At 37.8% G+C, this 20854-nt stretch carries 21 protein-coding genes; 9 read left to right on the top strand and 12 right to left on the bottom strand.

The features are described 5' to 3' along the window. Positions 1 to 552 precede the first annotated feature (552 nt). Together WCS89_03010 and ruvB are read left to right on the top strand one after the other, a co-directional pair. On the top strand, positions 553 to 2226 hold the full coding sequence (locus WCS89_03010; protein ID MFA6554455.1) for an ATPase, T2SS/T4P/T4SS family: 1674 nt from the start codon (positions 553 to 555) through the stop codon (positions 2224 to 2226). A 498-nt stretch (positions 2227 to 2724) separates the two neighbouring features. Continuing rightward, a complete protein-coding gene (gene ruvB / locus WCS89_03005; GenBank protein MFA6554454.1) occupies positions 2725 to 3735 on the top strand; it encodes a Holliday junction branch migration DNA helicase RuvB in 1011 nt (336 codons plus the stop codon). Positions 3736 to 4088: 353 nt separating this feature from the next. Here ruvB and WCS89_03000 read toward each other — a convergent pair whose 3' ends face one another. Then, positions 4089 to 4361 (bottom strand): helix-turn-helix domain-containing protein, encoded by a 273-nt coding sequence (locus WCS89_03000; GenBank protein ID MFA6554453.1) that lies wholly within the window; start codon positions 4359 to 4361, stop codon positions 4089 to 4091. 71 nt (positions 4362 to 4432) lie between these two features. On the opposite strand from WCS89_03000, the gene WCS89_02995 reads away from it, so the two are divergent. From WCS89_02995 to WCS89_02980, 4 genes are all read left to right on the top strand, one after another. Further along, a complete protein-coding gene (locus tag WCS89_02995; GenBank protein MFA6554452.1) occupies positions 4433 to 4963 on the top strand; it encodes a YebC/PmpR family DNA-binding transcriptional regulator in 531 nt (176 codons plus the stop codon). A gap of 4 nt (positions 4964 to 4967) precedes the next feature. Further along, entirely contained in the window at positions 4968 to 5468 is a 501-nt protein-coding gene (gene ruvC, locus WCS89_02990) for a crossover junction endodeoxyribonuclease RuvC (protein MFA6554451.1), read from the top strand. Positions 5469 to 5590: 122 nt separating this feature from the next. After that, positions 5591 to 5905, top strand: a complete 315-nt coding sequence (locus WCS89_02985; GenBank protein MFA6554450.1) for a hypothetical protein — start codon at positions 5591 to 5593, stop codon at positions 5903 to 5905. A gap of 27 nt (positions 5906 to 5932) precedes the next feature. Continuing rightward, positions 5933 to 8464 carry a penicillin-binding protein gene (locus WCS89_02980; protein MFA6554449.1) on the top strand — a complete coding sequence of 844 codons (2532 nt, stop codon included), beginning with the start codon at positions 5933 to 5935 and terminating at the stop codon, positions 8462 to 8464. Positions 8465 to 8665: 201 nt separating this feature from the next. Here the strand turns inward: WCS89_02980 and WCS89_02975 are convergent, their stop codons facing one another. From WCS89_02975 to dnaA, 3 genes are all read right to left on the bottom strand, one after another. Then, on the bottom strand, positions 8666 to 8923 hold the full coding sequence (locus tag WCS89_02975; protein MFA6554448.1) for a hypothetical protein: 258 nt from the start codon (positions 8921 to 8923) through the stop codon (positions 8666 to 8668). Position 8924: 1 nt separating this feature from the next. After that, entirely contained in the window at positions 8925 to 10031 is a 1107-nt protein-coding gene (dnaN, locus tag WCS89_02970) for a DNA polymerase III subunit beta (GenBank protein MFA6554447.1), read from the bottom strand. Between the two features lie 224 nt (positions 10032 to 10255). Next, positions 10256 to 11599, bottom strand: a complete 1344-nt coding sequence (gene dnaA / locus WCS89_02965; GenBank protein ID MFA6554446.1) for a chromosomal replication initiator protein DnaA — start codon at positions 11597 to 11599, stop codon at positions 10256 to 10258. Positions 11600 to 11719: 120 nt separating this feature from the next. Here dnaA and rpmH point away from each other — a divergent pair, with 120 nt between their 5' ends. Genes rpmH through WCS89_02950 form a run of 3 tightly spaced genes read left to right on the top strand, consistent with a single transcriptional unit; the run spans position 11720 to position 12968 of the window. Beyond that, entirely contained in the window at positions 11720 to 11854 is a 135-nt protein-coding gene (gene rpmH, locus WCS89_02960; protein ID MFA6554445.1) for a 50S ribosomal protein L34, read from the top strand. A gap of 4 nt (positions 11855 to 11858) precedes the next feature. Beyond that, on the top strand, positions 11859 to 12197 hold the full coding sequence (locus WCS89_02955) for a ribonuclease P protein component (protein MFA6554444.1): 339 nt from the start codon (positions 11859 to 11861) through the stop codon (positions 12195 to 12197). A 60-nt stretch (positions 12198 to 12257) separates the two neighbouring features. After that, positions 12258 to 12968, top strand: a complete 711-nt coding sequence (locus WCS89_02950) for a YidC/Oxa1 family membrane protein insertase (protein MFA6554443.1) — start codon at positions 12258 to 12260, stop codon at positions 12966 to 12968. Positions 12969 to 12981: 13 nt separating this feature from the next. Here WCS89_02950 and WCS89_02945 read toward each other — a convergent pair whose 3' ends face one another. The 8 genes from WCS89_02945 to WCS89_02910 form a co-directional block, all read right to left on the bottom strand. Further along, complete coding sequence (locus tag WCS89_02945; protein ID MFA6554442.1) at positions 12982 to 14313, bottom strand: hypothetical protein; 1332 nt, start codon at positions 14311 to 14313, stop codon at positions 12982 to 12984. Between the two features lie 10 nt (positions 14314 to 14323). Next, complete coding sequence (locus WCS89_02940) at positions 14324 to 15541, bottom strand: hypothetical protein (protein ID MFA6554441.1); 1218 nt, start codon at positions 15539 to 15541, stop codon at positions 14324 to 14326. 9 nt (positions 15542 to 15550) lie between these two features. Next, a complete protein-coding gene (locus WCS89_02935) occupies positions 15551 to 16576 on the bottom strand; it encodes a hypothetical protein (GenBank protein ID MFA6554440.1) in 1026 nt (341 codons plus the stop codon). Between the two features lie 33 nt (positions 16577 to 16609). Further along, positions 16610 to 17071: a hypothetical protein gene (locus tag WCS89_02930; GenBank protein ID MFA6554439.1), complete on the bottom strand. Its 462-nt coding sequence runs from the start codon at positions 17069 to 17071 to the stop codon at positions 16610 to 16612. A gap of 7 nt (positions 17072 to 17078) precedes the next feature. Then, on the bottom strand, positions 17079 to 18893 hold the full coding sequence (locus WCS89_02925; protein MFA6554438.1) for a DUF87 domain-containing protein: 1815 nt from the start codon (positions 18891 to 18893) through the stop codon (positions 17079 to 17081). A gap of 1 nt (position 18894) precedes the next feature. Continuing rightward, positions 18895 to 19536: a hypothetical protein gene (locus WCS89_02920; GenBank protein ID MFA6554437.1), complete on the bottom strand. Its 642-nt coding sequence runs from the start codon at positions 19534 to 19536 to the stop codon at positions 18895 to 18897. Positions 19537 to 19538: 2 nt separating this feature from the next. Further along, positions 19539 to 19973 carry a PrgI family protein gene (locus tag WCS89_02915; protein ID MFA6554436.1) on the bottom strand — a complete coding sequence of 145 codons (435 nt, stop codon included), beginning with the start codon at positions 19971 to 19973 and terminating at the stop codon, positions 19539 to 19541. Positions 19974 to 20043: 70 nt separating this feature from the next. Then, positions 20044 to 20853 carry a hypothetical protein gene (locus WCS89_02910; protein ID MFA6554435.1) on the bottom strand — a complete coding sequence of 270 codons (810 nt, stop codon included), beginning with the start codon at positions 20851 to 20853 and terminating at the stop codon, positions 20044 to 20046. Position 20854: the final 1 nt, after the last annotated feature.

Here is a 20854-nt window from a genome sequence, read left to right as displayed (position 1 = left end):
TTACAGACAAGGAACTTAGCAGCGTTGTGTGGATGATGAACCACACAAAGCGTAAATGCCTTAATTGGCGTACTCCATGCGAAATGTTTGGGAAGTGTTGCACTTCAACCTAGAATTCAAGACCGCCAACGCCAACATTTTAACGATAATTTTCATAGAACACTTGCCTTTCTTTTTTCATCCTAAGTTCATCCTAGGATTACTTTACTTCGTATACAATTATAGCACAGTTAACATCACAAAGTCAATCATAATCACACAATATGACTCTATATAGCCATTTATTACTTTCGTAGCCATATCCAACCTAGCTACCGCACCCTTTTTCCTAAAACACACCTACTAATTAACTGCTTAATTGTTATAGCAAGAGCTCGGAGATGGGTATTGTTTCAAAACGACATCCACAGACAATTTTCAGCAGAAAATTGTCGAGGACTAGGACGATTTCTTGCAAGAAATCGTCCGCGTCGTTTTGAAACAATACCCATCTCCGAGCTCCTCCCAATTATTAGTAGGCGTGTTTCCCCTTCTTGCGCTATAATATCTCCAATGACTTTAACCTTTGACGAAGATAAGCAAAATCAAAAGATTACGGATCTTCTTCACAAAGAAGAGGAGGAGCTTGTCCAAATATTATCTGCAAAATATGGTTTAGAATACGTAAACTTATCCGTTACCCCAATAGTAGCGGACGCTCTCCGTCTCATTGATGAAAAAGATGCCAAAGAAGCTTTGGTAGCAGGATATGCTCTTGTAGACAAAAAGATCAAAGTAGCAAGTCGTAATCCACAAAACGAAAAGACTTTGGCTGTACTAAATACCCTCAAAGAAAAAGGATACATTCCCGAACTTTATATAACTTCTACACAAAGCCTAGAAAAAGCATGGACTGCGTACAAAGACCTTTCTTTCGCCTACGAAAGCAAGTCTGGCTCAATAGAGGTTTCTAGTGATGAAATAACAAAGATTATAAATGAAACAAAAAATCTACCAGACGTAATCACGGTTCTAGAAAAAATCTTAGCTACCAAAATGAGTTACAGAGTTTCTAGGATTTTGGAGACATCTATAGCCGGTGCTTTGGCAGTAAGTGCTTCTGATATTCACTTTGAACCAGAGCAGGCCTATGTCCTACTTCGATATCGTATGGACGGAGTTCTTCATGATGTTATCCGTTTTGATAATGAAACTTATGCTTTACTTTTATCCAGAATCAAACTCATCTCTGGAATGAAATTAAATATAAAAAAAGATAACCAAGACGGACGTTTCAGTATAAAACTAGCTGATGGCGAGATTGAGGTTCGTGTCTCAATACTACCAGGCGCATACAACGAATCAATCGTTATGCGTATCCTCAACCCCAAATCTATTGACGTTCCCCTAGAAAGCCTCGGTATACACCCAAAACTTTTGACAATACTATTAAAAGAGATGTCCCGCCCAGACGGCATGATACTCACCACAGGACCGACCGGTTCCGGTAAAACAACAACTTTGTATTCTTTTCTTAAAAAAATTCACAGTCCAGATTTGAAAATAATCACACTAGAAGATCCTATTGAATATCATCTTGAAGGTATCGTCCAGACTCAAGTCAATGACAAGGGTTACAATTTCGCAGAAGGCTTACGTGCAACAGTTCGCCAAGACCCCGACATTATAATGATCGGTGAAATCCGTGATGGAGAAACAGCAAACATCGCTATTAACTCTGCACTTACAGGACACTTGGTATTTTCTACGCTACACACCAACGATGCCGCTGGTACATTCCCCCGCCTCATAGACCTAGGTGTCAATTCAAAAGTTATAACTTCAGCCATCCGAGTTGCAATGGCACAGAGATTGGCTCGTAAACTTTGCGAATTCTGCAAGAAAGAAACTGCACTTGAAGGAAACGAGAAACAAGAAATAGAAACTATTGTAAATAGTATTGAAGACAAATCACTGATCCCAGAACAAAGAACAAAGATTTGGAAACCCGTAGGTTGTGATAAATGTAATAAAACTGGCTATAAAGGAAGAGTTGGTGTCTACGAGGCTATTTTGAGTAGCGAAAAAATTGAAAATGCCGTTGAAAAAAATCCTAGCGAGAGAGAGATCTGGGCCGCCGCAAAAGAACAAGGAATATTAACTATGCGACAGGATGGAATATTAAAAATCCTCCAAGGAATTACTTCATTGGAGGAACTAGAAAGAGTTATTTCTTTGCAAGACTAAAAAGGCTACTGGAACTTTTGGTGTTTTAAAAATTAAATTACGTTAAAACAGGCAGTTATCCCCTTTGTCAATTGCTTTTTATTTGTGGACAGAGTTAGTATGCAAACAGATACAAACCGATCCTGCATTTTTGGATGCAGTTCGAGGAACAAGCGAGGTTTATGACCAAAATGTATTTTCTATACATTGCGGGAATAAACCGAGTGAAGAGACGAAGAAATGCGCCAAAAATGCGGGATCGGAATTTAAGAATGTGAATCTCTAAGCAATATCATATCGCGTGATGCGTTATGCGAGGCACAGTCCCGAGGATAATACCAGTACGCAACGCCGAAGCGTTACAACCAAGATGTCCTTAGCACTATGCCCAAACCTCGGAAGGCCATTGCTTAGAGGTTCACGAGCTCAAATACCAACAAATATAAATATTTGTGAAAAAACGACTATTATGACGACGCTCAGTTCACTGCCCCAATATACTAGCATATAGCAATACAAATGTCAAGAAATTCCAACAATTCCGTAAATAACGAGAAGGATCCTGGGTTTTTGGACCAAACCCTTCGACCGTCACGTTGGGAAGAATACATCGGACAGAAAAATATTAAGGATAATCTGCATATACTTCTCACTGCAGCAAAAGAACGCAAACATCCTCCGGAACACATCCTTTTTTATGGCCCACCAGGTTTGGGCAAGACAACTTTGGCACATCTTATAGCAAAAGAAACTGAAGCGCAGATGAAAGTTACTTCTGGACCAGCCATTCTCAAAGTTGGAGACTTGGCATCTGTCCTCACCAACCTTTCTTCTGGTGACATACTTTTTATTGATGAAATTCACAGGCTAAACAAAGCTATTGAGGAGGTTCTCTACCCCGCCATGGAAACAGGTAAGCTTGATATCATCATTGGTAAAGGTCCTTCCGCTAGAACTATTCAATTAGACCTTCCTCCTTTCACTTTGATCGCTGCCACCACTCGTATTGCCATGATTTCTGCTCCGCTTCGTTCCAGATTTTCTGGCGGGGTTTTCAAATTGGAATTTTATAGCAACGACGAGATAAGTCAGATCATAAAACGTTCTGCAAAGATTTTGGATATTGGAATAGAACCTACAGCTGTTACCGAGATAGCAGTCCGTTCAAGATTTACTCCTAGAACAGCCAACTATCACCTAAAGAGATGCCGTGATTATGCGCAAATAAATAAGACTACTCTTACAAAAGATATTGTTGAAAAAGCTCTTTCAATGCTGGGCGTAGATATTATCGGACTCACCGGCGCCGATCGTGATATTTTGAAAGTTATTATAAATAAGTTTAATGGTGGCCCTGTTGGTTTGAACACTATCGCAGCTGCTCTTTCTGAAGAACAAGCGACTATTGAAGAGGTTTATGAGCCGTATTTGATACAACTTGGTTTATTGGAGCGTACTCCTAGAGGAAGAATCGCTACTGATAAAGCTTACAAACATATAGGGATTAAGGAAACTGGGAGGTTGATGTAGTAAAAAAGGGCGGTGGCAGAATTTATAGTCGTGGCAATCTCATGTTCGGGGAGTTAATTGCCACACCCACTTTAACCACATCAAAAAAGTGACGAACTTTTCGTCACTTTTTTGATGTGACAAAAACGACACCGTCTGACACACACCCCTTTTCCCCAAACTTGAACTTCGTAAAATGTGACGGAAAATCCGTCACATTTTATTTGTGAGGAAAGAGGACTCTCCCCCACCAAGTCCAATTTACGCCATTTCAAACAACCTCAGTTTTCCAATCCAATTCCTCTACACGCCTCTACACGTTATTACCACTTTTTACCGCCACACCATCCTGACCATTCAATTAATAGAAAAAATCACCACTTAACCGGTCGTCTCTCCATAAATTCCAATCCTCTTTTATATTTCCAATTAGATCTCCTTTTCATAGTCACTCTCTCAGCAAGACCTCTTTCTTTTAATCTATGTAAAATATCACTAACTGTCATCCTCGGTAAACCTGCAACTCTCGCAATCTTCGCAATATCTCTTCCAAGAGTTTGAGTTCTAAGCACCTCAAAAACCTTTGCCTCATTAATAGACAAACCGAGCGAACCTAGTATTTTTGGATTAATTTGAGGTTTTTTCATGATCATTAACTCCTCTGGAACTCTTATCCATTCGTGCTAATATACCAGAGATACTAACTAACATAAAACTTATGTCTGGACACAATAAATTTTCTAAAATAAAGCACTTGAAAGCAAAGAATGATGCTCAAAAGAGTCAGCATTTCGGTAAACTTGTTCGTCTCATTACAGTTGAAGCAAAATCTGCAAAAGGTAATCTCTCTTCTCCGGGACTTGCCGCCGCTATTGAAAAAGCTCGCAAGGAGAACATGCCAAACGACACAATAGACCGCGCAGTCAAAAAAGCTACTTCCGACAATAGCGCCGCTATGGAAAATATTATCTACGAATCATACGGACCAGGCGGTGTAGCTATCCTCATTTCATCTCTTACTGACAATCGCAACAAAGCTGCACAAGAGATCAAACACATTCTTTCAAAAAACGGATTTGAACTCGCTTCCCCCGGAAGTGCTTCTTGGGCTTTCCAAAAAACTCACGAAGGTTGGACACCAACTACAACTATGCCATTGGAAGATGCGGACATTGATGTTCTAACCAAACTTGTTGAAGATCTGGAAAATAACGAAGATGTGCAAGAGGTATTCACGAATGCAGAATAGTTAAATGAAAATACTTGGTATTGACCCAGGCTATGGTCGTCTCGGCCTAGCCGTCATAGAAAAACCAAACAAAGGAAAAGAAGTTGTCCTTTACTCTTCTTGCATGGAAACTTTCGGTAAAGATTCCATATATCAACGTTTCAAAGAAATAGGATTGGAAATTGTAAAAATCATAGAAGAATACAAACCTGATGAAGTTGCTCTAGAAACTCTTTTCATAGAAAAAAACCAAAAAACTGGCATGCGGGTTGCTGAAGTGCGTGGAATTATTATCTACGAAGCGGTCAAAAGAGATATTCCTGTTTTTGAATATAGTCCCCTACAAATCAAATCGTCCATCACCGGCGATGGTACTAGTGATAAAACAAGAATGATAAAAATGATCGGACTTCTTGTAAAATTACCAAAAAAGATAAAGTTAGATGATGAATACGACGCTATCGCCGTTGCTTTGACCCATTCTGCATGCAGACGATCTCTTTTATCACCGACTACCAACCATTGAAACTTTACGGGAATTAACCAATAATGGAGGCGCACATAATTATCCCCAGAAAGACTTTCTTGCAAAAAATACAGGATTTGTTAAAACATAGGCACGGTCTTTAATAGATTCACAATAAGAGTATGCCTCAAAGAAAAAATTCACATTCTAAAAATGTAAAAACAAGTGCTAATTCCAAAAACGCAAAATCAAGCACAAAAATAAAAAGTAAAGTTGCTATAGTAGCTCCTGTACAAAACGAGGACGAAATGAAAGACGCTCAAGTTTTGAACGACAAAAAAATCATAGATCTAGAAGCTGTTCTTGAACCCGCTCTAGTAGAAGAAAAAGAAGTGGAAGACGCTCCTATTGTAGCTGAAGATTCAGAAGAAGCCGAAGATCAACTATCTTTAGATGATGAAGAATTAAATCCTTTTGGTGATAAGTGGGAACAATAAGCACGCAGTGCTATAATAAACTCCTACATGTCTCATAGACACAAGAGCAAATTTCGTCACGTAAAATCATTGATTCTACTAGGAATATCCGCCTTTCTAATAATAGTTGGCTTAGGCGCTCTTTGGATTGCCACCATCAAAATGCCGGATTTGAATTCTTTTCAAAACCGCAAAATAATAGAATCAACAAAAATTTATGACAGAACAGGTACTGTTCTTTTATATGACACTGGTATCAATACCAAATTAACCTTTGTTCCCATCTCTCTCATATCTCCTTACATTCAAAAAGGAACAATAGCTATAGAGGACTCAAATTTTTACAATAATATTGGCATTGAACCAACATCTATCCTTCGTGCTGTTTTAGCAAACTTCGTTTCAGGAAATTACAGCCAAGGTGCTTCCACGATAACTCAACAGGTAATCAAGAATTCCCTTTTGACACAAGACAAAACTGTTACAAGAAAGATAAAGGAGTGGGTTTTGGCTATAAAAATTACTCGCATAATGAGTAAGGAAAAAATCTTGGAAACATATCTGAACGAAAGTCCTTACGGTGGAACGGTATACGGGGTAGAAGAAGCTAGTCAAACATTTTTTGGTAAACCAGCAAAAGACTTGTCTCTAGCTCAATCAGCTTACATAGCGGCAATTCCTCAAGCTCCAACATACTATTCCCCTTATGGTACACACCGTGAAGCTCTAGACTCAAGACAAAAACTTGTTCTCCAAAGGATGAAGGCTCTAGGAATGATCTCCGAGGATGATTATAAGACCGCTATAGCAGAAAAAGTTCAATTTCTATCCAAAAATTCTGGGGGTATCCGTGCTCCACATTTTGTAATGTATGTAAGAGATTATTTGGTACAAAAATACGGAGAAGACACAGTTACCGATGGTGGTCTACGTGTAAAAACAACGCTTGATTTCAATATGCAACAAAAAGCCGAAGATGTAATTTCAAAATTTTCACCTTCATTGGAAGAGACATACAAAGCAACAAACGCATCCATAGTAGCAATAGACCCAAAAACTGGTGATATTTTGACCATGGTTGGATCAAAAGATTATTTTAGTAAAAAAATAGATGGAAACTTCAATGTTGCTCTAGCCAAACGCCAACCAGGTTCAACCTTCAAACCATTTGTCTATGCCAGTCTTTTCAAAAAAGGATACACTCCAGAAACCGTTCTCTTTGACACTGAAACAGAATTTTCCACATACTGCACACCAGAAGGAAAACCTATAAACATCAATGATGATCCAGAAAAAGTTTGTTACATGCCAGGAGAATACGATGATATTTTCCAAGGTCCTTTGACTATACGTCAGGCTCTAGCTCAATCTCGTAACATTCCAGCTGTTAAAGCTCTATATTTAGCAGGGATACCAGAATCAATACAAACAGCCCATGATTTGGGTGTTACAAGCCTAAACGATCCATATCGTTACGGCTTAACACTTGTTTTGGGTGGTGGCGAAGTCAGTTTATTGGACATGACAAGTGCTTATGGAGTTTTTGCTAATGACGGAATACGTAACCCAAATAGAGTAGTTTTGGAAGTTTATGACAATAAAGGAAATCTTCTAGAAAAAGCAAGTCAAAACCCTATGCAGGTGCTTGATCCAAAAGTTTCTAGACAGATTTCTAGTATTATTTCTGACAACTCTGTTCGTATGAATAGTCTAAAACCTATTGCCGATAGCGTTGGAAGAAAAGTTGCTATAAAGACAGGAACAACAAACGACTATCGCGACGTTTGGACCATTGGATACACACCCAATCTGGTAGTAGGTGCTTGGGCTGGAAACAATGACAATACTCCGATGCAACATAATGTCGCCGGACTTATCATCTCCCCTCTTTGGGGCGCCTTCATGTCACAAGTTGCCAAGAATTTTCCTCCAGAAGATTTCGGCACACCGCCAGAACCTCTAACTGATGCCAAACCAATCCTCCGTGGTATTTGGCAAGGCGGTGTTTCTTATAAAATTGATACAATTTCAGGAAAATTGGCAACGGAATACACTCCAAAAGAAACAATAAAAGAAACTGTTTTCAATAACGTTCACACTATTTTACAATGGGTTAACAAAGATGATCCGAATGGAAAAGCTCCTAATGAACCAATATCTGACACTCAATACCCTTATTGGGAATATGGTATTCGTAAATGGTTTGATAATTGGAAACTAAGCCACCCTGAATTCAAAGAAAGTACTACTGATGTAGCTATTCCAACAACTTATGATGATGTCCATACTCCGGACAAGGCTCCACGAGTTACGATTACTTCTCCAGCACCAAATTCAATAATTAACCCAAATAACCAACTTTCTATCCAACTCCAATCTTCTGGACCTTTCCCAGCAAAAAAATCCGAGGTTTATTTAAATGGTAAATACGTACTGACCGCTGAAAGTAATCCTCTTAACATTACTTTTGTTCCGGCTGATGTTAGTGGTCTTTCTGCTACAAACACTTTATCTGTTACTCTTTACGACTCTGTATATAACAAAACTGAAGCTTCGGTTGATTTTGTAGTCCAACAATAAAGACGGCAATTGCAGGGTCATTTAAACATTAGTGCAAAGTGAGAAGTGCAAAATGCAAAGTTTTAGTGAAAAGTTATTAAGTTCCCTTAACTACTAACTAATTAACTAAAACTTTGCATTTTGCACTTTTCACTTTGCACTAGAAGAAGTTGAATACATGCGCAGCTACAAAAAAAGAGTCTAGCCAAGACATTATCACTACTACCTAACATCCGTAATAATCTTAACCCCAGAATTCTTGAGATCTTCCAAAATCTTCTGTTTTTTTATAAAAATAACAGAAAGAGCTGATTGATTTACGTTTTTCAAGGCCACAGTCTCCCCTTTGCAAGTGATACTCTCTATTGGAATATCTACGCCAGTGTGTTTCTTTATAATTTCTTTGATAGTTGTACGTAGAACAACCTCTTTGGTAAAAGAATTTTGAATATTCTTAAAAAAACCAGAAATTCCAAGCATATTACCTATTCATTGGCATCGCCAAATACATAAATGACTGATCGCCAGAAACTGGACGGATGACCATTGGACGGTTTATGCCACTCAACTGTAAGGAAACACTATCGGCGTCAATAGATTGGAAACAATCGGCAATGTATTTGTAATTGAAATTTATCTCTACACGGTCACCAGTGATGGACGCGTCCACTGCAGTACTATTTTCACCAATATCACTATTTTTGGTCTGTATAGCGAAAATTTTCTCTTTGGGGTCTATCGTGAGGTGGATCTGATTGAATTTATCAGAGAAAATGTTGGATATCTTCAAAGCATTTATAAAATCCTGTTTCAACATTATGGCTTCTGTACTGTAATTCTTTGGAATAATCTGTTTATAGTCTGGAAAGACACCGTCAATCAGACGAGAGACGAGATAAATATCTTTGGCAGTAAAGGATATAAGATTTTTATTGATCAAAACCTTAACGTCACCGCCCATACTTTCAAGAATTCTGATGATATCGGGGATATTTTTGAATGGAATAAGAATGTCACTAAGATTTGCAGATGTTGGAGCTTTTATTCTCTTTTCAGCCAAACGAAATGAGTCCGTAGCCGCAAATACCAAATTTCCATCATCCTTATAAACATAAACACTGGACAACTCTGGTTTAACACTAGAAACTGACGAGCTGTACCAAACAGACTTGAGTCCTTTTACAAATAATTCTGAGGGTAGAGAAAATGACTGACCATCTATAACCTGAGGAATAGTTGGAAAATCTTCAAAAGGTTGAGTTTTTATTACGCCTTTAGATTTTGAAGTGGTTATCTGAAGATTGCCTGACGAATTTTCCAAACGAACAACCTGACTATCTCCAGAAGTTTGAGAAACAAAAGAGGCAAGTATGTGAGCAGGTACAGCCATAGTACCATCTTCATTGGACTTAACTGGCACAGAAATTTCTATACCAATATCAAGATTGGTTGATTTGAATACAGCTAAGTTAGATTTAACTTCTATCAAAATACAAGAAAGAACTGGTAAAGTCATATGTTTTCCCGCCACCTTATCAATAGTGAGAATTGTATCTTTTAGTTTTTGAAAATTTAATTCCAGTTTCATGTTTGTTTTTTAAATAAATAAAGTTTTATTACTATTAAGGGAGTGGATAGGTTGATAGTTTTTTTATCCTTGATTTAGTTAAGTGGTTTAGCTTTTGTAAATATTTATCATGTGAACACCTACAGTTTTAATTTGGAAGTAATTTTTGGTTAAAAAGTATCAACTAACTATCCCCCTTCTGTTTAGTTTCTAAAACACAGTTTATCAACAGCTTTTACACATAGTTATAACATTAAACGAATCTGGTTTATTTCTTGCGATAACAAAGTGTTGCTCTTGATCTCCTCCTTAACCTTCTCATAAGAGTGTATAACCGTTGTGTGGTCACGTCCACCAAGTTTATCCCCTATTGAAGGGAAAGAGATACTGAAATCTTCACGCAAAATATACATGAGTACTTGGCGAGGGCGAACAACCTCTTTTCTACGGGTTTTGTTATATATACTTTCTTCATCAATATTGTAGAAATCAGAGACAATCTTCACAATATCCTTGATAAGAACGGTTTTCTTTGGTTTAGCGCTATTTTTTAAGATAGCCTTTATCTCATTAATGTTTAATTCTCTATTACGAAGCTGGGTTTGGCAGGCAATGACGTTGATAATACCTTCTATTTCCCTGATATTGTCTTCTATTGCTCCGGTAACTAGTTCTACAGCCTCATTACATAGTGTTATTGAATGTACGGCGCATTTGGTGCGTACTATGGCAATCCTAGATTCATGATCTGGTTCTGGTATATCAACTATCATACCTACACTGAACCTGCCACGCAGGCGTTCTTCTAGCCCTGGAATAACATTTGGGTGACGATCGGAAGAAAATACCAACTGTCTTCCTGTATCATGGAAGGTGTTGAAAAAATGGAACAATTCTTCTTGGAACTTTTCTTTATTAGAGAAGAATTGAACATCGTCCATAATAATAACATCGTATTTACGGTATTTGTCTTTAAAAGGTTGGACTTTGCCTTCTTGGATAGCCACGAAGAATTCGGATCCAAAGCGTTCGGAAGTCATGTAAAAGACTTTCTTGTTTGGGTAAAGCTTTTTTATTTCGTTTCCAACGGCTTGAATAAGGTGAGTTTTGCCACGACCGGTGGAACCATAGACGAATAGTGGGTTATATACCTGCCCAGGGCTTTTTATGACGGTTTGGGAGGCGGCATGAGCCAACTCATTGAAAGGTCCAACAACAAAGTTTTCAAATGTATAACGAGGGTTTAAATTGTCTTCCTTGTTTATGTAGAAATCCTGAAGAGGCATAGACATTGTTGGAGCAAGGAGGTGTTTTTTTGAATTGTCTACCTTTTTACTATCTTCTTTGACTACAACGTATTCCAAAGCACGCACATGGTCGTTCAGTTGGCGTAATATCTTGAGAATTGAGTTATGGAACTTCTTATAGAGCCATTCTTGGGTGAAAGAGTTTGGAACACCTAGATATACAATCCCCTCTTCTTCCTTGATAATGTTTGTTTCTTTGAACCATGTTGAAAAGTTGGCCCGAGATACATCGGATTCAATCTCGATGAGAGCGGTCTGCCACATTTTTGAATAGTCTTGCATTGCGATAAGTATATACCTGTTTATAATTCTGCAAACTTGTGGAGAGCTTTAAAATATGTTGATAAGTTTTTAACAACTTTGTTTCCTTGAAAAAAAACTGAAATACTGTATAGTGGTGTAATGTCATTTACGTATCAACCAAAGAAAAGAAAGAGAGCAAAGACTCACGGTTTTCGTGTTCGTATGAAAACACCAGGTGGTCGCAAGGCACTGGCTCGTCGCCGAGCTAAAGGTCGCAAGCGCGTCGCTGTTTAAAACTATGCTTTCTCGTTCACAGAGACTCTCTGGAGAACAATTAAACTCAGTAATGGAAAAAGGGAGAGTTACTCACTCTTCCCTTTTTTGGTTGCGAACTCTCAAGCATGAAGGGAAAACCAAGATTGCCGTAATTGTTCCTAATAAAGTTGTTAAGACCGCTTCCGGTAGAGTTGGTTTGAGAAGACGAATGTACGAAGCCGTTAAGTTGATTCATTCATCTATTGTTTCAGACAATTCACTAGTAGTTATTTGTGCCAAAGAACCAGCTGTAAAAGCGGAGTTTAAGGATCTTTCAAAAGAAATGAAGGATATTTTTGTAAAATCTGGCCTTTTGAAGTAGAATAGACAAATGTATAACACATTTATATTTCTCCCTCTCTACAATGGTCTTGTAGGGATTATGAACATTATTCCAGGAATAGACGTAGGTATTGCTGTAGTTATTTTTACTTGTATTGTTCGTTTGATCCTCTTCCCTCTTTCAAAGAGTGCTCTGATTACTCAGGTTCGTATGAAAAGTGTAGAACCAGAAGCCAATAAGATCAAAGCTCAATACAAAGATGATAAGCAGGGACAGGCTTTGAAGATAATGGAGCTTTATAAGTCAAAAAATATAAAGCCTTTTTCTAGTATTCTACTTGTTATTATTCAATTACCAATCCTTTTTGCTTTGATTTCAGTCTTTTACAAGATTATTCCAAATGTTGACCCAACTCTTCTCTACTCTTTTATCAAAGATCCACACGCGTCAGCAACACTTTTGGGTCTAGATTTAACTCAGAAAAGTCTAATCCTCGCCCTTATTACTGGAGCAATTCAATATTTACAGCTTCATTTCTCTGTTGCTGCCAAACAACACAAAGAAATGGCAAAAAATACAGTCAATAATGGCAACAAGTTAGATATGGCTTCACAGATGGCAAACTCAATGAATACTCAGATGAAATACATGCTTCCTGTTCTAGCCTTTGTTTCTGTGTACTGGATAATTCCCGCTAGTTTCCCTCAGGCTGCCGCTATCATTGCTATATATTGGTCAGTTAGTTCCCTATTTACTCTAGGACAAGAGATCTACATCAAAAAGAGACATCTTGGTGAGTTGGGTAATTAATTTCTCTTACTACTTACTGCTTAGCATTCAAATCAAGTGACCAAAATGATAGGTCACTCTTGTTCATGAAGAATAGAAAGTCATCTTTCATATCTAAACCAAGATTGAAAGCGTCAATAACGCGATCCGATTGGTCTACAATAGAACTGACCAAATAAGCCTCTCCATTTGTTGCATTTATCTGCCAGATTTTATCTATGAATGAAATATTGCCCTTATACCAGTCGTCAGGATAAATAGATGATTCAATCTCTGATGGTACGGCGCAATAAACTAATTCTTTGTAGAAATTACCCCAAACACATTTGTCTGCAAGTGTTCTGATGATTGCGTCGGTTGAAGTACCATTTGATGTGGAGTAGATGTTTGTTGATATAGAGCCATTCTTGTTCGTTCCAGAAGTCAAAACATATTTTGCATTACGGCTTACTTTGGTACTCAATCCGAATATTGGACCAACTATCTTTTTCCAGATACCTGTTTTGGTGTTAACAAAGTACAAGAAACCAGCCTGACTAGAAGAACCTTTTGTCGTTATAGCTATGGTGGTTTCTTCTGGCCAATCAACGTTGATTTGAGTCAGTGGTGTATTGAATATTTTAACAACCGAGGTACCGTCAAAGTTTGCTATGTAACCTACTCCAGAATTACTTTCTTTTACTAACATGAAAATATTGTCTCCTTTTGGTGATACAGCATAATCAATCATGCCTTCGGGCAAGTTTTTACCTTTAAGTGAATACGGAGTTAGGTTTGTTGTTTGAGTGTCAGATGAAGAATTTGAGTTAACTAAAGTTGTTGACGCTATTGAAATTATTTGTTTTGGTAGAGTTGAAGTGGCCTGTACTTTCAATTGAGCATAAATAACAGTTGGAACATCAGTTTTACTTGGTAATAATGAGCCAATGAAAGCCGATATGTTTTTATTCCAAACACTTTGGTATGTCCTAGGAAGAATCGTGTTGGATAAAGTGTCTATAGTGAGAGAATTTCCTTTTGCTTCCATAACATTTCCTCTTCCGCGATCAACCCAGCGCACAATAGTCGTGCTAGCAGTTGTACTGGCGCCATAACCACCTATCGGAGTATTACTGAGTAAGCGTAAAGATGGTATAGGTTCTGTGTTTGAGATTGGTTGACCTTGTTCACCACCGTTATTATTGTTGTTTGTACTAGTGCCGTTTGATACCGGAAAACCGTTGGAAAGAGGAGAGAAACCATCTGGGGGGTTAGTTACAGGTGTAATAGGATTTCCCTTTCCATAGAAGAATAGGTACCAATAAATACCACCTACTACAAGTAGTAGGATGATGACTGATATTATTATGATAGATTTTTTCTTCATGGGTTTTTATTTATTTTCCTCCAAATTTAGCGTTTAGTGTGGCTTCCGAGCTATTTATTTTAGCTTGAAGGTCAGCTTTTAGTTTTGGATCTTTTATGTTTTCTGTTGCTGTTTTTGCTTTATCTATCTCACTTTGGATTGATGCTTTTGCGGATTCTACGCTTTGTAGACTTCTAGGACCACTTCCGTCACTACTTTGTAATCTTGCATTTAAACTACCTCCTTTCACAGATTGAGCACTATTAGTTATTTGATCTGCTTTCATTAAAGTAATAACAGCTTCTGTGTAATTTGCATTATCGTTAATTTCTGTATGATTGAATTCGCCTAGTTTTTGTAATTTTGAAGTTGCTAGGTCCCTATATTTTCCAGCACTTTCTAATTCTTTGTTTAGTTGTTTGATTTTGTCGGGAGTATCATAGTCGGGGTTTGTAGTGGCTGATGTTGCACCAGATAATGTTCCGTTTAAAGCACTTTGAGCTAATTGTTTTTGATATTTTATTTCCGAATTATTGAGCTCGTTTGTAGCTTTAGCTTTTTCCGCTAATAGTTTTGTATACTCTGGATTGGTGGTATCGCCTTCGTATTCATAAAAACCTATCTGAGTATTAAGTTCGTCTATCTCTGCCTGTTTAGTAGCTTTTTCTTGTTTTGTATCTTGTAATAATTTTCCAACTTCGTTTCTTTTGAGGTTGTATTCTTTTGAATCGTTTTGGATTCTATCCAACAACATCTGTGAAGCATCTTTAGTCATATAATCCTTCAGTATTATTTTTGGTACCAAGGTCGTAGGTATTTCTACTAGTCTAGGATCAATAGTTTTTAGAATAATGAAAGAACAAAGTACAAGAACCAATCCAATAATTGCATTTTTTGCTCTTTCCAAACCCTCTTTCTTTCCTTGGAATGAACCGTTGTACATGTATTCTATTCCCCCCCAAACAATCATAACTACAGCAATAACTGCAGATATCGCGATCATTAAGTTTATAGCGTATTGAACGTAAGTCTTGAAATCTACTTTTTCTTGCAAGGAACCGTCTCCGCCAGCACAAGTTATACCGTTCCCTGCTACGCAAGGTAGTGGTGCAAGTACAGTGTAAGAATCGGCTGATGATGGAGTTTCTGCTCCGTTTGCAATAGGAGTTGCGGTAAATAGAGGAGAACCGGCCAAAATGGTAACGGCTAGAACAATTATTGGAAATTTAAATTTGTGGAAATGATTCATGGTAGATGATTAGAAGCTGACATTGTTTGTTTTTGAATTACCGGTTTTGAAGTTTGCTGAGAAACCTAAACTGGCACCCTGAAGTATTTTCTTTGTATTTCTTATACGCAATTCAACTTTTGAAGATCCAGATGATTCGTTTGGTGCTCGTAATGTTACAGACTCATTTTCAGCTAATTCAGGATGTTCAACACCATTGATCATCCAAGCAAGAGCCAGATCACCTATTCCTGAGTTTGGTTTATTGAATCCAAAAGGAACACCGAGAACACTAGTTTCTTTTTCTGAACCTATGGAAATGATATTTTTTATTGCTTTGTTGAACAGTGGTCCGTAAAGAGAGTCGTCAAGATAAAATGATAAAGACGGAGACTCGTAAGGTATGGATATGTAACCCGTTGCCCTAGAATCACCATCACGAGTAGAAACGGTAACTGTGATAACAGCGGTACGAGGTACAATATCACCAATCAAAGTCATTGATTGTTTGTTATAGCCAGACTGATCTTCAACTGCAAGGCTATTTTTTTTCCATTTATAAATAAGAGTCTTCGGATCGTATTCTACCCCTTTGGAATCGGCTATATGAGGAACTGCAATAATATTGATACTATTTTGATAACTTACAGGTTGTTTACCTTTGAAAAAAGGGTGAACATAACCGTTGTTTTCTACTATCATATCTACTGAACCAGAACTAATGGATATTGTACCAGCTGAAGTTATACCATTTGTTGTCACAGCCGTTACGTTTATATTAAGTTTTTGACCTAGAGTAGGAGCTTTGATCTCTAGTTTTGTAGCACCTACGTTCTTCTCTACAACTTTACCGTTGATTGTCCATGTAACAGTTGAAGCGTTTATATCTATAGTATAACTTCGGGCAGTGATGGTAACTGTTTGTCCAGGAATAGGGCTATCTGTTGAGGCCGTAATGTCTACTCCAACTCCAGCGGGAACGCCTTGTGCTTGCGCAGTAATAGAAAAGAGCAAGGAAGAGAAAAAGAAAATAGTTAGTAAGAGTACACGATTCATTGATAGTATTTTATCATACTAAAGAAACCTGACCTATGTAGATAATCCCCCATTTGGCGGTCTCACCCCTTCTATATTTATTGATCTAGAAACATTGTTCTGTACATTATATTCAGGTTGTCTCACACCATTATTGTAAAGAGGTTTACGACTTCCAGATAATTTATTTGATCCTGGCATCAATTTTTTACCAGTTTTATCTTCAATTCTTACTAAAATAATCACTGCTAATGCCCCAGCAAAAATAAGGGGGAGCTCTTGGACTAGTGGAATCATTTCGGCAACCATTGAGATGATGGATGTTGCCAATCGTCGCGCATTCAAAAGTCCACAACCAATGCTCCAGAGATAAATACTGACACAGACCCAAAAGATTGGTCCGACAATGTCCCCGACAAACGGAACAAGACTCAATAAGTCAGCAATTACAGCAGTTATTAAAATAACAGAAATTCCCATCCATCCCATTCGGTATTTTTTTCTGGTTTCTTCCATGTTTTTATTACTGCCCTGCTGACTCCAAATCCTTCTTGGCTTTGGTTATTTGCATAACTTGTGCGGGATTGGTTGTGATGATCTGGTCTTCTGTATATGAGGCTATTATCTTTATAGCGACATGTTTCAAGCCTACGAAGAACATTCCCTCTCCTACGTCTGATTCTAGAAGTAGATATTTTTCTTCATCAGTGAGGTTGAATGTCTTTTGAATATGATCAATGATAGTCGGTGATTGTTTTAGAAGAATTTGGATTGATGAGTTTGTGAGGATAGGTAAACCATAAGGAGATTTCAAGAAATCATCCACGTCTTGGGTGATAGTGGCCAATCCAAGGAAATATTTACGTCCACGTTTTGCCAAACCGAATAAGAATGAAGCGGTATCTTCAGATTTCATCATCCACCAAGCCTCATCAATAACTAGCAAACGTTTTTTTAGATTTTTACGAATAGCATTCCATATATAGTGAGTGACGATGTACATAGCTACTGGTTTGAGTTCATCTTCCATATCGCGTAGAGAAAAAACCACGAATTTTTTGTTGATGTCTACATTTGAAGGACGGTTGATGAAACCTGCCCATGTTCCTTTTGTGTACTTGGATAACCTTTGGACCAACGAATCGGCTCCTTCCATTCCTGCCAAAACTAGTTCAAAATCTGACAACAAAGGTGGCTCTACACGTCTAAAGTCTGATTCAGGAGTAATATCCTTCAAGGCGTAAGTTTCTGTGATTGCACGGTCTATGATAGCGTCTTCTTCTTGAGTGAGACCACCTAACATGATGCGGAATAGTCCAACCAAATTGATAATATTTGAACGTAGAACATCGCTAGCGGATTCATCTTCACGAGGTATAGGCAGATCAAATGGGTTTATGTGGTGCTCTGAATTTAGAGAAATATTGAAATATTTACCACCAGTAGCCGAAGCCATGTATTCGTATTCTTTTTCTGGGTCAATAACTATGACATCAGTATCAAACATGAGTGTACGGAGAATTTCTAGTTTGGTGCAGTAAGATTTGCCTGCACCAGCCATAGCAAAAGTTACGGAGTTGTAGTTTCCTAGAAGAAAACGATCAAATAGAACCAAAGATGAGTTGTGGCGATTGATACCGTAGAGAATGCCTTTGTCCGAGGTTAGATCAAATGAAATAAAAGGAAATAGTGAAGAAAGTGGTGAAGAGTTGAGTTTGGAATGGACTGCTAGCAAGTCGTCGCCAACTGGCAGAACACTTTTGAAACCTTGTTCTTGTTGGAATAAAGCAGGTTTAATGTAAACAAGTTTGGATTCTAGTATGGATTTGATCTCTGATTCTAGTTTATCTAGTTCTCCTTCTGAATCTGCGAATATGGTTATGTAAACACCAACATCAAAGAGGTGTTCCTGTGCCTGCATGAGCTGGTCTCGTAATGCTTCTAGATCTTGGTAAGCCGTATCTAGAGAAGGGTCACGAACTAGTCCTTTATCTTCCCTTCGGGAAATCTGACTCTGTACCTCAGCAACTTTCTTTTGGAAATGACGAAGGATTTTGGCTGTGTCTACGGGGTGAATAAAAATAGAGACGTTAAAAACTTTGTCTAGGTTTATAATAGGAGAAAACCAGCTCTCATCTATAAAACGAGGGTATGATATAACAAATAATGTACGTCCAACCTTTTCGCCGAGGTTCAATTCTTTTGGACTGATCTTGAGAGCAGAAGGAGCTATGACATCTTTCAATTCCAAAACCCCAGCCTGATATATTTCTTCAGGCAAGACCGAGATAATCGGTGATTCTTCTTTTTTACCAAATATTTTGTTTAGGAATGACATGTTATGTGATTTGGATTGGCTTCTCTGTCTCGCCAGGATTGAATAATTTGTAATACAATTCTACCACCTCTTCAGTTCCTAGTTCGGCAGTGCGTATACCACAACGAACCAGACCTTGCTCTACTACTGCTGTACGTTGTTCAAGCTGGCTTCGGTATTCTGTAAATTGTTCATCGGCTGTTTCTGTTTGAGTTTTACCTCGGTTTTTACCTGGAAGCATTCTAGAAATAGGATTGTTTGATATAGCTACTGGTGCAGGGTCATAAGGTATGACGATAAAGAAACTTTTTGACATAATACTCGTATTTTCTACGAATGTTTTGACGAACTCTATGTATTCCCGAACTTGGATCTTCATAAGTTCAGTTGTTTGTTCCTTGTAACGATTTTCCAAGAGAGCTATATATGGCCTTATATCAAGTTTTTTTGATTGAATGAATATTTGTATGGAAAAATCCAATGAATTTAGAAAGTTTTGGAATTGCATCAAAATTGAGCTTTGTTCATCTTGTGATTTCAAAGCAAAATTAAGAGAAGATGCTAGTACAAGACTTCTCATCCCACCATTTTTCAAGATGATTACACCATCACGTATTTCTTTGATTGGAACAAAGTCTTGAGTTGTCTTGGATTTTATTGCCATAATTATTTCTGGTTATTTTTTGAGTACAGGCTCTCCTTTATATCCAAACTCCATGTCAAATCTTTCAATCTGCTATCAGAAATTTTGGGAACCATGATGGATGCGTAATTTTTTGCATCTTTTACTGCAGTCTGAATATTTTGAGGTCTGACTTTTTCTTGTTTTTTCCATATGTAGAGTTTATTACCAAGATAATATTTAAATGCTGATTCTACTACGTTCACAAAAGGCTTATTGTTGATTTTGTAGAAAGCGAAAGTGCTTGATATGACCATTATTAGAATAATGGGAATAGCTGATAGAAAGACACTATCTAGAAATATATATACTAAGAAAGATAAACCTCCCCCACCAGCCATGTATATGAACTGTTTCAGCGTTAGTTGGCCGAAGATCTTATCTTCCATCTCGATAAATTGAGGAACTTGGAATCGCATTGGTTACATTATAGCTTATTGTGTCATTCTCGCGAAGGTGAGATCTGTCTCCTGTCTAGAGATAACGAATTTAAAACGGTTCCCTGTATAAATCTGCACCTTTTGGCTTTTGCGGGACCGCTTGAACTATCGGAGGTGTAGCGTTTTCTGAGTTTTCTGTCGGTAGATTTGCTGGGATTGGTGGTGCAGGCTTTTGAACAACCTCCTTTTTTATTGACACTTCTGGCATTGTTGGTACTTTTGATATTGGTTTTACGGCGACATCTTCAGATTTTTCTGAAGAAGTATCATTTAAGGCTTCTAACAGGTGATCTGCCAAAGGTTCTTTGTATTCCTCTGTCTTTGTAGAATTCGGTTCATTTTCAATTGTCATGTTACCAGCTTTTTCTAAGTCTAAAACATGACTTGATTTTGGTGTCTCAACAGCTGGTGGCAAGATGATTGGGTTTATAGGTTTGAGTGTAGGGGTAGTTGATGGTGGTTGAATGGGAGGAGTTGGTTCGGTTGGTGGAGTTTCAATACCCAACTGACTGTTTTGGGGTTCATTAATAGCATTTTTTTCTTCATCAGTTTCTCTTATGTAAGAACGTATTTTGTCGAAGACTTCCCTATTTATGTCCTCGGCAATTGCTTTTGATATATCTTCACTCAAACCTGTTTCATTAGAAAATTCTTTGATGAAATTTTTGGAAGATATTATACCAAGCATAATAAGTCCAATTAGGTCTACAAGTTCACCTAATTGATCTACTTGCAAACTATATTTTTTGGCTACATTTTGTATCGTTTCGTTTATTTCAGGAGAAGTTATAGCCGACTGCAATTCTTTGGGCAGTTTTTCAAATTGAGCTTGTATTTCTTCAGCTGTAAATTTTTTCATA

The sequence above is a fragment of the Candidatus Paceibacterota bacterium genome (assembly GCA_041666915.1).
Classification (GTDB): Bacteria; Patescibacteriota; Minisyncoccia; order Phycocordibacterales; family PALSA-1337; genus C7867-002.
Note: the sequence above shows the minus strand (reverse complement) of the source record. Positions and strands in the feature narration are given on the sequence as shown.